The sequence below is a fragment of the Sphingomonas sp. Sphisp66 genome (assembly GCF_047324325.1).
Lineage (GTDB): Bacteria > Pseudomonadota > Alphaproteobacteria > Sphingomonadales > Sphingomonadaceae > Sphingomonas.
In genome coordinates this window covers 511,908-525,383 of the sequence record NZ_CP168508.1, presented here as the reverse complement: position 1 = coordinate 525,383, position 13,476 = coordinate 511,908, and the positions used below count along the sequence as shown (strand labels likewise).

General features: G+C 67.6%; 10 protein-coding genes. 6 read left to right on the top strand and 4 right to left on the bottom strand.

Features of this window, described 5'->3' with window-relative positions:
* Nucleotides 1-4 precede the first annotated feature (4 nt).
* Nucleotides 5-583 carry a DUF3617 domain-containing protein gene (locus ACEN8G_RS02505; protein ID WP_413419267.1) on the bottom strand — a complete coding sequence of 193 codons (579 nt, stop codon included), beginning with the start codon at nt 581-583 and terminating at the stop codon, nt 5-7.
* Nucleotides 584-702: 119 nt separating this feature from the next.
* Between ACEN8G_RS02505 and ACEN8G_RS02500 the strand changes: the two genes are divergently transcribed.
* Together ACEN8G_RS02500 and ACEN8G_RS02495 are read left to right on the top strand one after the other, a co-directional pair.
* Nucleotides 703-1,446 carry a helix-turn-helix transcriptional regulator gene (locus tag ACEN8G_RS02500; protein WP_413419269.1) on the top strand — a complete coding sequence of 248 codons (744 nt, stop codon included), beginning with the start codon at nt 703-705 and terminating at the stop codon, nt 1,444-1,446.
* 226 nt (nt 1,447-1,672) lie between these two features.
* On the top strand, nt 1,673-2,755 hold the full coding sequence (locus ACEN8G_RS02495) for an acyl-CoA dehydrogenase family protein (protein ID WP_413419271.1): 1,083 nt from the start codon (nt 1,673-1,675) through the stop codon (nt 2,753-2,755).
* A 152-nt stretch (nt 2,756-2,907) separates the two neighbouring features.
* Here ACEN8G_RS02495 and ACEN8G_RS02490 read toward each other — a convergent pair whose 3' ends face one another.
* Genes ACEN8G_RS02490 through ACEN8G_RS02480 form a run of 3 tightly spaced genes read right to left on the bottom strand, consistent with a single transcriptional unit; the run spans nt 2,908 to nt 5,892 of the window.
* Entirely contained in the window at nt 2,908-4,110 is a 1,203-nt protein-coding gene (locus tag ACEN8G_RS02490) for an acyl-CoA dehydrogenase family protein (RefSeq protein ID WP_413414860.1), read from the bottom strand.
* A gap of 11 nt (nt 4,111-4,121) precedes the next feature.
* Complete coding sequence (locus tag ACEN8G_RS02485) at nt 4,122-5,111, bottom strand: NAD(P)H-dependent flavin oxidoreductase (RefSeq protein WP_413414861.1); 990 nt, start codon at nt 5,109-5,111, stop codon at nt 4,122-4,124.
* 13 nt (nt 5,112-5,124) lie between these two features.
* Nucleotides 5,125-5,892, bottom strand: coding sequence for an SDR family NAD(P)-dependent oxidoreductase (locus tag ACEN8G_RS02480; protein ID WP_413740724.1), 768 nt, complete (start codon nt 5,890-5,892; stop codon nt 5,125-5,127).
* Between the two features lie 76 nt (nt 5,893-5,968).
* Here ACEN8G_RS02480 and ACEN8G_RS02475 point away from each other — a divergent pair, with 76 nt between their 5' ends.
* From ACEN8G_RS02475 to ACEN8G_RS02460, 4 genes are all read left to right on the top strand, one after another.
* Nucleotides 5,969-8,056: a 3-hydroxyacyl-CoA dehydrogenase NAD-binding domain-containing protein gene (locus ACEN8G_RS02475; RefSeq protein ID WP_413414863.1), complete on the top strand. Its 2,088-nt coding sequence runs from the start codon at nt 5,969-5,971 to the stop codon at nt 8,054-8,056.
* A 21-nt stretch (nt 8,057-8,077) separates the two neighbouring features.
* A complete protein-coding gene (locus tag ACEN8G_RS02470) occupies nt 8,078-9,220 on the top strand; it encodes an acyl-CoA dehydrogenase family protein (RefSeq protein WP_413414864.1) in 1,143 nt (380 codons plus the stop codon).
* The gene (locus tag ACEN8G_RS02465; protein ID WP_413414866.1) at nt 9,217-9,885 is read left to right on the top strand and encodes a nitroreductase; all 669 of its coding nucleotides are present in this window, start codon (nt 9,217-9,219) and stop codon (nt 9,883-9,885) included. Before ACEN8G_RS02470 ends, ACEN8G_RS02465 begins: the two co-directional genes overlap by 4 nt.
* 273 nt (nt 9,886-10,158) lie before the next feature.
* The gene (locus ACEN8G_RS02460) at nt 10,159-13,320 is read left to right on the top strand and encodes a TonB-dependent receptor (RefSeq protein ID WP_413414867.1); all 3,162 of its coding nucleotides are present in this window, start codon (nt 10,159-10,161) and stop codon (nt 13,318-13,320) included.
* The last annotated feature ends 156 nt before the right edge of the window (nt 13,321-13,476 follow it).

Genomic DNA, 13,476 nt, shown 5'->3' with positions numbered 1-13,476 from the left:
TGCCCTACAACCGCGTCAGCGGCCTTCCTTCCGTCCCCAAACACTGCCCCGAACGCCGCGCATCCATCGTCATCGTCACCGAGACCTTGCCCGCGGCGCCCGCCTGCTGCGCGCTCTGGCTGTCTGTGGTGACGACGAGCTTGTAGGTGTCGCGGCCATAGCTGCCCGACATCGCCATCGAGCGGGTACCCATCTGGTCGGTGCAGCGCAGCACCCCGTCGATCCGGCCTTTCCCCATCGCGAAACGCTCGTAGCGGCAGGCCTTGTTCTCCTCGCCGACATAGAAGGCGCCCTTCTTCACGTCCTCGGCGGTGAGGCAGCTGGCGGCGGTCTGGGGCTGGCGCATCTGCGCCTTGAGCTTCTCGGTGAACGCCGCCGGCATGCCGGGCGCGTCGACCTGGTTGAGGGTGATCTTCGTCTCCCAGCGCCCGGGCTGGGCGAAGTCGCTACCGGTCGCGACCTTGCGGATCTGCTCGGCCACGACTGCTCCGGATTCATTGCGCAGATCGACGCTGGAACCCCAGTCACAGCCACCCAACAGCAACAGGAAGGGGATCGCCGATCCGAAACGAAACCGCGTCATCCAACTCTCCCATTTCGCTCCGTTTTCCGGCTTTCGGAGCCCGTTTATTTGCTGCAGACCATCGCCTGCCGGCAGAACAGATCAAGCTGGTACCCGTCACAGGGTTTCGGGAGAGAGGCATGGCGATCGAGCGCGACCGGGCGTGGGCGGAGACCAATTCGCTGATCGAGGCAGTGCGCGAGGCGGGGATCGAGATCGGCCTGCCCTTCGTCGCGGCGCAGGGCGACATCGCCGATCCCGAGCCGATGCGCGACGCCGATGGCCGTCCCTATGCCGAGACGCATTTCCAGTGGCTCGATCCGACCGACCATTATTGGCACAATCGCCGCCTCGCGCTGCACGCCCCTTTCCTCCAGGCCGCGCGGGTGATGGCGGAGCCGTGCTTCTATGCCGGCGGAAAGCTCGGCACCTGGCGAACCAGCGCGCTGCTCGACGCGATCGACTGCCGCCAGGTGACCGCGACCACCGGCATCGCCGCGGCGATCATCGCGCCGGTGCACCTGCCGCGCGCGATCGTCGGCGCGGTGGTATGGGCAGCGCGCGAGCCGGTCGCGGTCGAGACGGTGTTCGCGAACCACGCGGTGCGGCTGCAGGGGCTGGCGCTCAAGCTGGTCGCCAGCCATGCCGAGGCCTCGTCCCGCCTGCGCGCGCCCGCCGCGCCGATGGTGCTGACAAGGCGCGAGGTCCAGTGCCTGCGCTGGGCGGCGGCGGGCAAGACCGATGGCGAGATCGGCATCATCCTCTCGCTCTCGACTTCGACGGTGCGCTTCCATCTGCGCAACGCCGGCTCGAAGCTGGGCAGCACGGGGCGGGCCCAGGCGATCCAGATCGCGGCGGGGCTGGGGTTCGTCAGCGCGCGGTAGGCACACCAACCATTCCGCCCACCGTCACCCCGGCCTTGTGCCGGGGTCCACCGTGAGACGCCTACCGGACAAGAGGCTCCTGCCGCATGGGGTGAGGCTTGGTGGACCGCGGCACAAGGCCGGGGTGACGAAGAAGAAACAGACGGCGTCGCACCGAACCCGCCCTAGCACTTCTCGCAGTTGCCGCATCCGCCTGCTTCGCCAAGGCTTTACCGGTGGAGGACCGGTGGTGAATTTCGAGCTTTCCGAAGACCAGACGATGCTGCGCGACATGCTGCAGCGCTACCTGCGCGAGCAATACGACTTCGAGACGCGCCGCGCGCGGGTGCGCGCCGGGCGCGGACAGGACGCTGCGCTGTGGCAGGGCCTGGCCGATCTCGGCATCCTCGCCGTGCCGCTGTCCGGGACGGCGGGCGGGCTGGGCGGCGGGCCGGTCGAGACGATGGTGGTGATGGAGGCGCTGGGCGAGGCACTGGTCGCCGAGCCCTTTCTCGAGACCGTGGTGATCGGCGGCGCGCTGCTCCAGGCGCATGATGCCGAGCTGCTCCCCGGAATCGCCGGAGGCGCCGTCCGCATCGCGGCCTCGCTCGAGCCCGCCGCACTTGCCGCCGAGCCGGCGCCGGGCGGCTGGCATCTCACCGGCCACGCGCCGGTCGTCATCGGCGCGCCGGGGGCCAGCCACCTGATCCTCGCCGCGCGCACTTCGGGCGATGGACCCTCGTTGTTCCTGGTCGAAGGCGGCACGCCCGGCATCACCCTGCACGGCTACCAGTTGATCGACGACCGCCCGGCCGCCGATCTCGACATCAACGTGCACCTGCCCGCCGAAGCCCTGCTCGGCACCCCGGGCACCGCCGGTCTGCTGATCGAGACGGTGCTCGACACCGCCCGCGCCGCGCTCTGCGCCGAGGCGGTGGGGGTGCTGCGCCGGATGCTCGACGACACCGTGGCGTTCGCCAAGCAGCGCCGCCAGTTCGGGCAACCGCTGGCGAGCTTCCAGGCGCTGCAGCACCGGATGGTCGACATGTTCCTGGCGCTGGAGCAGGCGGTGTCCGCGAGCCATCTCGCGACGCTCAACCTCCCCACCCCGCCCGAGACCCGCGCCCGCGCGGTCGCCGCAGCCAAGGCGACGATCGGCAAGGCGGCGCGCTTCATCGGCGAGAATGCGGTGCAGCTCCACGGCGCGATGGGGATGACCGACGAGCTGGCGGTCGGGCATTATTTCAAGCGAGCGACGGTGATCGCGCAGAGCTTCGGCAGCACCGATGCGCAGGTGGCGCGCTATGCGGCGCTGATGCGGGCTGCTTGATCCTACTACCGGCAAACCAAATAGCCGTCATCCCGGCGAAAGCCGGGATCTCAGGCGAAGGCACAAGCGGCAGGACAAGAGCCGCACGAGATCCCGGCTTTCGCCGGGATGACGGTTTGGGGCGGCGTTGCCGGGCACAGCGGTTGGGGCGGCTATAGCCCCAACACCGCCTTCGCCAGGATGTTGCGCTGGATCTCGTTCGACCCGGCATAGATCGAACCCGCCCGCTCGTTGAGGTAGCGCAAAGGCGCCAGCGCCTGCCACGGCGCGCCGGTGGCATAGCCGTCCGCCGGCGCGGCATAGGCCGGCACCGCGCCGCCCGGCATCACCGCGTGCGGCTGATAGGCCAGCCCCTCCGCCCCCGCCGCCTCGAGGTGGAGCGCCGCCAGGTCCTGCGCCAACTCGGTGCCGAGGATCTTCATCATCGAGGCGAGCGCGCCGACACTGGCGCCTTCGCTGGCCGAGAGCAGGCGCAGCTCCATCATCTCGAGCACGTCGATGCGGATGCGCAATTCAGCCAGCCGGGCCGCGAAGAGCGGGTCGTCGAGCCGCTCGCCCGCGGCAGCTTCGATCTCGCTCACCCGCACCTGCAGCGCCGGCGCGTAAGAGCCGCCCCGCTCGAACTCGAGCAGATATTTCGCCACCGACCAGCCGGCATCGACCTCGCCCAGCACGTTCGCGCGCGGAGCGCGGACATTGTCGAAGAAGATCTGGTTCTGCACATGCTCGCCCGAAGTCATCAGGATCGGGCGGACCTCGATGCCAGGCAGGTCCATGGGGACGAGCAGGAAAGTGATGCCCTGTTGCGGGCGGCCCTGCTTGGACGTGCGGACGAGGCAGAAGATCCAGTTCGCCTCGGTCGCGTGGGTGGTCCAGATCTTGGAGCCATCGAGGAGGAAATCGTCGCCGTCGGGCTCGGCGCGCATCTGGAGCGAGGCGAGGTCCGATCCCGCGCCGGGCTCCGAATAGCCTTGGCAGAAGAACACCTCGCCGGTGAGGATGCGGGGGAGGAAATACGCCTTCTGCTCGGGCGTGCCGAAGCGGATGATGACGTGCGCGACCATGTGGATGCCCATCGGCGAGAGCGAGGGCGCCCCCGCCGCGATCCGCTCGCGATTGAAGATGTAATGCTGCGCCACCGTCCAGTCGCAGCCGCCATGCTCGACCGGCCAGTGCGGTGCGGCCCAGCCGCGTGCGTGGAGGATGTGCTGCCAGGCCATGCTGGCCTCGTGATCGGGATAGACGCTGGTCGCCAGCGTGCCGGCGCGGCGGATCTCGGGGGTGAGCTTGTCGACGAGGAAGGCGCGTACCTCGTCGCGGAAGGCGAGCTCGGCCTGGGTCCAGTTCATGTCCATGCGGAGTCTCCTCAGGCGGCGACGGGTTCGGGGACGAGCATCGCCGCCAGGCGCCGGGCGATGATTGCCTCGGCATCCTCGACGATCCGCTCGACCAGTTCGCGGACGGTGGGGACATCGTGGATCAGTCCCTGGATCATGCCGGCGGTCCAGATGCCGTGATCGGTATCGCCGCTCTCGAGCCCCTCGCGGCCGCGCGCGCCCTTCACCAGCGCCGCGACGTCCTCGAACGGGCGGCCCTCCCGCTCGATCGCGACGACCTGTTCGGCGATGCGGTTGCGGGCGACGCGGGCGCTGTTGCGGTAGGAGCGGAAGATCAGCGCGGTCGCGCGCTCGTCATTGGCGACCATCGCCGCCTTGAAATTGTCGTGGATCGGCGCCTCGCGCGTGGCGCAGAAGCGGGTACCCATGTTGATGCCGTCGGCGCCCAGCGCCAGCGCCGCCGCGAGCCCGCGGCCGTCGCCGAAGCCGCCGCTGGCGAGGATCGGGACCTTTACCTTGTCGGCAGCGGCGGGGATCAGGATCAGGCCGGGGATGTCGTCCTCGCCCGGATGGCCAGCGCATTCGAAGCCGTCGATCGAGATCGCATCGACGCCCATCCGCTCGGCGGACAGCGCGTGGCGGACGGCGGTGCATTTGTGGATGACCCTGATGCCGGCGGCCTTGAAATCGTCGACATGCTCCTGCGGCTTGTAGCCGGCGGTCTCGACGATCGCGATGCCGCTCTCGATGATCGCGCGGCGATATTCGGCGTAGGGCGGCGGGTTGATCGAGGGGAGGATCGTGAGGTTCACCCCGAAGACCTTGTCGGTGCGGTCGCGGACGCGGGCGATCTCCTTGACCAGCGCCTCGGGCGTCGGCTGGGTGAGCGCGGTGAGGAAGCCGAGCGCACCGGCTTCGGCGACGGGGGCGACGAGATCGGCGGTGCCGACCCACATCATCCCGCCCTGCACGATCGGATGCTCGACGCCGAAAGCCTCGGTGAAACGGGTGCGGATCATCGACTTTTCTCCCTTAGAGCGACTGGCCGTCATCGACGGTGACCACCGATCCGGTGACGAAGCGGCTCGCCGGGCCGCAGAGATAGGCGACCGCGCCGTCGAGCGCGTCGCCCTCCATCAGCCGGCGGCGGGGCCATTTGGCGATCTGCTTGTGCCCGGCTTCGGTGCCGAACCAGTCGGCGTTGAGATCGGTCTCGATATAGCCGGGGCACAGGATGTTGAGGTTGACGCCCTTGTTGGCCCAGTCGCGCGCCAGCACCCGGCCGAGCTGGAGCACCGCGGCCTTGGAGGCGCTGTACGCGGCAAGGCCGGGCGAGACCGATTGCGCGGTGATCGATGAGACGATCACAATCCGCCCGTCCGCCTCGACTGCGATCATCCGCCGAGCCCCTTCGCGCACCGTGAGGAACACGCCGCGGACATTGACCGCCATCACCTGGTCGAACGCCGCGACATCGAGGTCGAGCGCGGGGCCTTCCATGTTCATCCCGGCATTGGCGATCACCGTGTCGACCGGGCCGAAGGCGTTCTCCGCCTTGTCATAGGCCGCCCGGACAGAGGCTTCGTCGGTCACGTCCATTGACACGCCGAGCGCATGGCCACCTGCCGCCTCGATCGACTCGCGCACGTCGGCGAGCAGCGATTCGCGGCGCGCGCCCAGCACCAGCCGGGCACCGCGCGTGGCCAGGACGCGGGCGAACCGCGCGCCCAGTCCCGAGGACGCACCCGTCACCAGCGCCACGCGCCCTTCCAGATCGCGTTCCCCGTTGCCCACGCCCATCCACTCCGCTAGTTGTTCTTCGATTTAATTATCCGAATAAATGCGAACGAAACAAAGCGCGAGAGGAAATTTAGTCATGCAGATAAATTCGGTCGCACAGCTCGACACTGCGGACGGGATCGCGACGCTCACGCTCAACTCGCCGCCGGTAAACGCGCTGTCGGCAGCGGTGCGCGACGGGCTCGACCAGGGCTTCCGAGCGGCGATCGAGGACGCGGCGGTGCAGGGCATCGTGCTGATCTGCGCCGGACGCACCTTCATCGCGGGCGCCGACATAAGCGAGTTCGACAAGGCACCGACCGGCGCACCGCTGCACGACGTGCTCGCGCTGATCGAGGGATCACCCAAGCCGGTGGTCGCTGCGATCCATGGCACCGCGCTGGGCGGCGGGCTGGAGACGGCTCTGGTGTGCGACTACCGCGTCGCCACCCCTTCGGCGAAGCTTGGCCTGCCCGAAGTGGCGCTCGGCCTGCTGCCCGGTGCCGGCGGCACCCAGCGCCTGCCCCGCGTGGTCGGTGCCGAGGCGGCACTGGAGATGATGGCGATCGGCAAGCCGGTGCGCGCAAGGGATGCGCTGGCGATGGGACTGGTCGATGCGATCACCAGCGAAGACGCACTGCATGCGGATGCGGTGGCGTTCCTCATGGGCAAGCTCGACGCCCCGCGAACCCGCATCCGCGACCGGACCGACAGGATCGCCGGGCAGGACCCCGCGCTGTTCGATGCGTTCCGCGCCAGGCATGCCCGCGCCTTCAAGGGCTTCAAGGCGCCCGAGAACATCATCAAGGCGGTGGAGGCGGCGGTCACCCTGCCCTTCGAAGCGGGCATGAAGCGCGAGGCGGAATTGTTCTGGGAGCTGTTTCGCAGCCGCGAATCCACCGCGCAGCGCTACTTCTTCTTCGCCGAGCGCCAGACCGCCAAGGTGCCGGACCTGCCCGCAGATCTGCCCGAGATCCCGGTGAAGCGCGTCGGCGTGATCGGCGCGGGCACGATGGGCAGCGGCATCGCGATGAACTTCCTCAATGTCGGACTGCCGGTGACGATCGTCGAGCAGGCAGAGGAAGCGCTCGATCGCGGCGTCGCGACGATCCGGCGCAACTATCAGGTCACCGTCGACAAGGGACGGATGACCGCAGAGCAGCTGGAGCAGCGCATGGCCCTGCTCACCCCGAGCCTGGAGTTCGAGGCGCTCGGTGACGTCGATCTGGTGATCGAAGCGGTGTTCGAGAAGCTGTCGCTCAAGCAGGAGATATTCGCACGGCTCGACAAGGTGGCCAAGGCGGACGCGATCCTCGCCACCAACACGTCCTTCCTCGACGTCGATGCGATCGCTGCCGCCACCGAGCGCCCCGAAAGCGTGGTCGGCATGCACTTCTTCTCGCCGGCCAATGTGATGAAGCTGCTGGAGGTGGTGCGCGGGGCCGAGACCGACCCGCAAGTGGTCGCCGCGGCGATGGCCATCGGCCGCAGGATCGGCAAGGTCGCGGTGCTGAGCCGGGTGTGCGACGGCTTCATCGCCAACCGGATGATGGCGCCGCGCATGGCCGCCGCCCAAGCCTTGATCCTCGAAGGACCGCTGCCCTGGGAGATCGACCGCGTGATGCTCGATTACGGCTTCCCGATGGGGCCGTTCGCAATGCTCGACCTGGTCGGGCTCGACGTGATCGGCTGGGATGCCGCGACGAGCAGCTCGTCGAGCGTGGTGGAAATACTGTGCGAGATGGGCCGCTGGGGGCAGAAGAAGGGTGGCGGCTATTATGACTATGACGAGAAGCGCCGCGCCGCGCCCTCGCCGGTCGCCGAGCAGGTGATCCGCGACTTCGCGGCGAAGGCCGGGGTGGTGCAGCGCAGTTTCAGCGACTCGGAGATCGTCGCGCGGCTGCTCTACCCGGTGGTCAATGAAGGCGCGAAGATCCTCGAGGAAGGCGTGGCGATCCGCGCCTCCGACGTCGATGTCGCGCTGGTCTATGGCTATGGCTGGCCGGTCTTCACTGGCGGGCCGCTGTTCTGGGCGGACGGCGTGGGGCTGGCGAAGATCGCCGAGGCGCTGGAGGAAATGGGACACGTTCCTTCCCCGCTGCTGCGCGCGCTTGCCGAACAGGGCAAGCCGCTCCACCAATATCGCAGCGCCGCGCCGGCAGCGCGCGTCGTCGAAGTGGCCTGAGACCACAAAGGGAGACGGGATGTGCTGAACACCAATGGCCGCACCGCCTATGACGAGAACCACGCGCTGTTCCGCGATCAGGTGCGCAAGTTCTTCGATGCCAGGCTGACGCCGAACCTCGAGCGCTGGGAGGAGCAAGGCATCGTCGATCGCCAGTTCTGGCGCGATTGCGGCGAGGCCGGGCTGCTCTGCCCGACCATGCCCGAGGAATATGGCGGGCTCGGCCTCGACTTCGGCTACAACGCCGTGGTCGGCGAGGAGCTGGCCTGGTCGGGTTCGTCGGCCGGGATCACGCTGCAATCGGACATCGTCGCCGACTATATCCTTCACTACGGATCAGAGGAACAGAAGCGGCAATGGCTGCCGGGGATGATCTCAGGCGAGGTCGTCACCGCGATCGCGATGACCGAGCCGGGCGCGGGATCGGACCTGCAGGGCGTGAAGACCAGCGCGCGCAAGGACGGCAATCATTATGTCGTCAACGGCTCCAAGACCTATATCACCAACGGCCAGAATGCCGACCTGATCATCGTCGTCGCCAGGACCGATCCCGAGGCGGGGGCGAAGGGCATCTCGCTGATCCTGGTCGAGGCGAACCGCGAAGGCTTCGCCCGCGGGCGCAACCTCGACAAGATCGGCCAGCATAGTGCCGACACGTCGGAGCTGTTCTTCAACGATGTCCGCGTGCCGATCACCAACTGCCTGGGCGAGGAAGGGCGCGGCTTCGCGTACCTGATGAACCAGCTCCCCCAGGAGCGCCTGTCGATCGCGGTCGGCGCCCAGGCCGCGGCGCAGCGCGCGTTCGACGAGGCGCTCGGCTTCGTCAAGGAGCGCAAGGCGTTCGGCAAGACGGTGTTCGACTTCCAGAACACCCGCTTCGTCCTCGCCGACCTGGCAAGCAAGCTGCAGGTCGGCTGGGCGCATCTCGACTGGGCGATCCGGCGCCATGTCGCCGGCGAGCTGACCGCGGTCGAGGCCTCGGCCGCCAAGCTCTGGCACACCGACCTGCAGGGCGAGGTGTGCGACGCCGCGCTCCAGCTCCATGGCGGGGCCGGATACATGAACGAGTATCCGATCGCCCGGCTGTGGCGCGATGCCCGGGTGTCGCGCATCTATGGCGGCACCAACGAGATCATGAAGGAAGTGATCGGGCGGTCGCTTTGAACGTCAGCGAAGCCGTCGCCAGCCGCCGCTCGGTCCGGGCGTTCCTCGACAAGCCGGTCGACATCGCCCTGCTCGCCGAGCTGATCGAGCGCGCCGGGCGAGCGCCCTCGGGCGGCAATCTCCAGCCCTGGCATGTCCATGTCGTGTCCGGCGACGCGATGGCGCGGCTGAAGGCGGTCCTGCGCGCCCGGCTTGCCGAAGCCCCGTTCGGTGACCCGCCCGAATATCCCGTCTACCCCCAGCCGCTCGGCAGCCCCTATCGCGACCGCCGCTTCGCGGTCGGCGAGGCGATGTACGCCAGCCTCGGCATCCCGCGCGAGGACAAGGCGGCGCGCCTGCGCTGGTTCGCCGCCAACTGGCAGTTCTTCGGCGCGCCGGTGGGACTGTTCTGCACGCTGCGCCGCGATCACGGGCCGCCGCAATGGTCCGACTGCGGCATGTTCCTCCAGACGCTGATGCTGCTCCTGCGCGAAGCGGGGCTCGACAGCTGCGCGCAGGAAGCCTGGTCGGTCCACCACGCCACGGTCCGCAGCTTTCTCGACATCCCCGAGGAGCAGTTGCTGTTCACCGGCATGGCGATCGGCTTTCGCGATCCCGAGGCGCCGATCAATCTTTTCCCGGTCGAACGCGCGCCGCTCGCCGATTGGACGCGCTTCCACGCCTGACTGCGCCGACTCGGCAGCGGCGAACGGCACCGATCCGGACCGAAAAAGCCCGACTCTCCAGCAACCTGCGCCACAAAACCGGGCAACGACTCGTCACAATCTGTCGCAGCGATGCAACAGTTTGCATCAATCCGCACGTGGAAGCGGTTCCAATTTATTCGACCCGATTGACAGACGGATTGTCGATGATAGCGATAACATCCGGGAGGCATTTCGCTCGCCCGTAAATAATAAAATGTCGCGCCCTAACAGGGGGCGCGCTGAGGAGGGGTTATGACTAGCTTCAAGCGCACGCCTATACTTGCGCGTTCCGCATCCATCTTCGCCGTTGCCGTCGGGCTCGCCCTGCCCAGCTTCGCCCATGCGCAGACCGACAACGCTGTCAGTGCGCAGGCCAGCGACGGCGGCCAGGTCGCCGAGACGCCGCAGGACGACGGCGCGATCGTCGTCACCGGCATCCGCGCCAGCCTCGAGCGCTCGATCCAGATCAAGCGCGAGGCGCCGGGCATCGTCGACGCGATCTCGGCCGAGGACATCGGCAAGTTCCCCGACACCAACCTGGCCGAATCGCTGCAGCGCATCCCGGGAGTGTCGATCAACCGCACCAATGGCGAAGGCTCGCAGGTCACTGTCCGCGGCTTCGGCCCGACCTACAACATGGTCACGCTGAACGGCCGCCAGCTCGCCACCGCTGCCGTGTCCGTCGTCGGCGGCGACCAGAATTCGGACGGCGCCCAGGGCACCAGCCGCTCGTTCGACTTCTCGAACCTCGCGACCGAAGGCGTCCGCACCCTCGAAGTCTACAAGACCGGCCGCGCGGCCGTTCCCTCGGGCGGCATCGGCGCGACGATCAACGTCGTCTCGCGCAAGCCGCTCGATGACAACAAGACCGGCCTGCACGGCAGCATCGGCGCCAAGGCGGTCTATGACACCAGCGTCAACGACTGCATCGATTGCGGCTCGAAGGTCACCCCGGAATTCTCGGGCGTTGCCAGCTGGAGCGATCCGGAGCAGCGCTTCGGCGTGATGCTGTTCGGCAGCTATCAGAAGCGCAACTACACTTCGATCGCCGCCACGTCGAACGACTGGAACATCATCCCCTACAGCACCTTCCTGACCGGCGGCTTCGCCCGGTCGGGCGGCGCCTGCCCGACCTCGACCCCGGGGCCGACCTGCACCGTGGTCAACAACGCGCCGACCAACCCGAACCAGCTCGTCGCGATCCCGAACGACAGCCGCTACCACTATGCCGAGGGCTCGCGCGAGCGCATCAACGGCCAGGCGGTGGTCCAGTTCAGGCCCACCGACGCGCTGACCATCACCGCCGATGCGCTCTTCGCGCAGAACAAGCAGCGCGAGACCCGCTCGGACCTCTCCAACTGGTTCAGCCGCCCGTTCGACGTGGTGACCTTCGACGGCAACACCACCGTCGCCACCGCGCAATATCTGCACGAGACGATCAACGGCCAGAAGGACGAAGGCTTCGAGGCCCAGTCGCGCGCGCAGAAGGGCAAGCTCGAGGATTACGGCCTCAACCTGGAGTGGCAGTTCGCCAGCAACTTCTCGCTGAAGCTCGACGGCCATATCTCGACCTCGTCGAGCACGCCGGACAACGCCAATGGCAACTCGTCGACGCTGGTCGGCATGGGCGCCAACGTCGTGTCGGCGCACTCGGTCGACTATTCGAACGGCATCCCGCAGCAGGACATCACCCTGGGCGCGAGCGGCCCGCTCGACGTCAACGATGTCGGCTCGCAGGTCGGCCGCACCTTCCGCTCGACGCAGCGCCAGAAGGTGAAGGAGCTGCGTGCGGACTTCGGCTGGGATCTGGGCGGTGACAGCCGCTTCGACTTCGGCGGCAACTATCGCACCACCGACATGCACCAGACCTTCCAGGCCACCCAGCAGACGCTGGGCGACTGGGGCATCACCAGCCCGGGCGACGTCCAGGCACGGGCACCGGGTGCGCTCCAGGCCTTCTGCCTCGAATGCAAGTTCCACAAGTTCAATCCGGGCGGCGATCCCGAATCGCAGATCGCCTTCCGCGGCGTCGCCTCGGACCTCTACTCGATCCTCTCGCCCTATTATGCGGGCCTGGGCAAGGCGGTTGGCATCACCAGCAGCCAGGACAACCGGGTCAAGGAAGAGATCTGGGCGGCCTATGGCCAGCTGACCTGGAAGGGTGAGCTGGGCGGTGCGCCGGCACGCCTCGTCGCGGGTGTCCGCTACGAGCACACCAAGTCGACCACCACCTCGCTCGAAGCCATCCCGGCGGGCATCGCCTGGGTGTCGGACAACGACTTCACCGTGTCGATCTCGAACAACACCCAGTTCGTCGTCGATGGCGGCAGCTACAGCAACATCCTGCCGCAGGTCGACTTCCAGGTCGAGTTCGCACCCAACCTGATCGGCCGCCTGTCGTACAGCAAGACGATCGCCCGGCCGAACTACAACAACCTCTACACCGCGACGACGGTCGGCGGTCCGCCGCGTCCGACCAACAATGGCGGCATCCCCGGCGCATCGACCGGCAACGCCCGCCTGCGCCCGCTCGAATCGGACAACTTCGACGCTTCGCTGGAATGGTATTTCAAGCCGGACAGCTATGTGTCGGTCGCGTTCTTCGACAAGCGCGTGCGCAACTTCATCGGTAACGGCCAGTTCACGTCCGACCTGTTCGGCCTTCGCGATCCGAGCTCTGGCGCGGCGGGCAGCCGTTCGGGCCAGGCCAAGACCGCGCTGGGCGGCCTCGGCGCGGATGTCAGCGACGTGAACCTGTTCGTCATGTCGGCGCTGATCCAGGCAACCGGATCGGTGGCGGCGGCGACCGCGCAGTTCTCGGCGAACTACAACCCGGCAACCCGGTCGCTGAACGACTCCTTCGTCCAGTCGATCAACAACACCTATGATCTGTCGGGCAACGCCAGCGATCCGCTCTACCAGTTCCAGGTGACGCGGCCGATCAACAACAAGGACGCCGAGATCTACGGCGTCGAGCTCGCCGGCCAGTATTTCCTCGGCTCGACGGGCTTCGGCATCGCGGCGGCCTATACGCTGGTGCGGGGCGATGTGGGCTTCAATCTGGGTGCCAACCCGGCGGAAGACCAGTTCGCGCTGCTCGGCCTGTCGGACACGTTCAGCGGCACGCTGATCTACGAGAAGCACGGCCTCTCGGCCCGCGTGGCCTATAACTGGCGCGACAAGTTCCTCTCGGGGATCAACCGCCAGGGCTCGCGCAACCCCGAGTTCACCGCACCGTTCGGCCAGCTCGATGCAACGATCAGCTACGAGTTCACGCCGAACATCGCCGTGACGCTCGAGGGCATCAACCTCACCGAGACCGCGGTGCGGACCTATGCCCGCAACGAGAAGCAGCTCTGGTTCGCGCAGGAGCTCGACCGGCGCTTCCTGCTCGGCGCCCGCTTCAAGTTCTGATCGTAGCCGGTAGCGAGGTGAAGCCCCTTCTCCCTCTCCCCATCAGGGGAGAGGGTCGGGGAGAGGGGCATATCGAGGGGACGGCGCACTGCCCCTCTCCCGGCTTCGGCGACACCTCGCCACCCTCTCCCCGATGGGGGAGAGGGAGATAAAAAG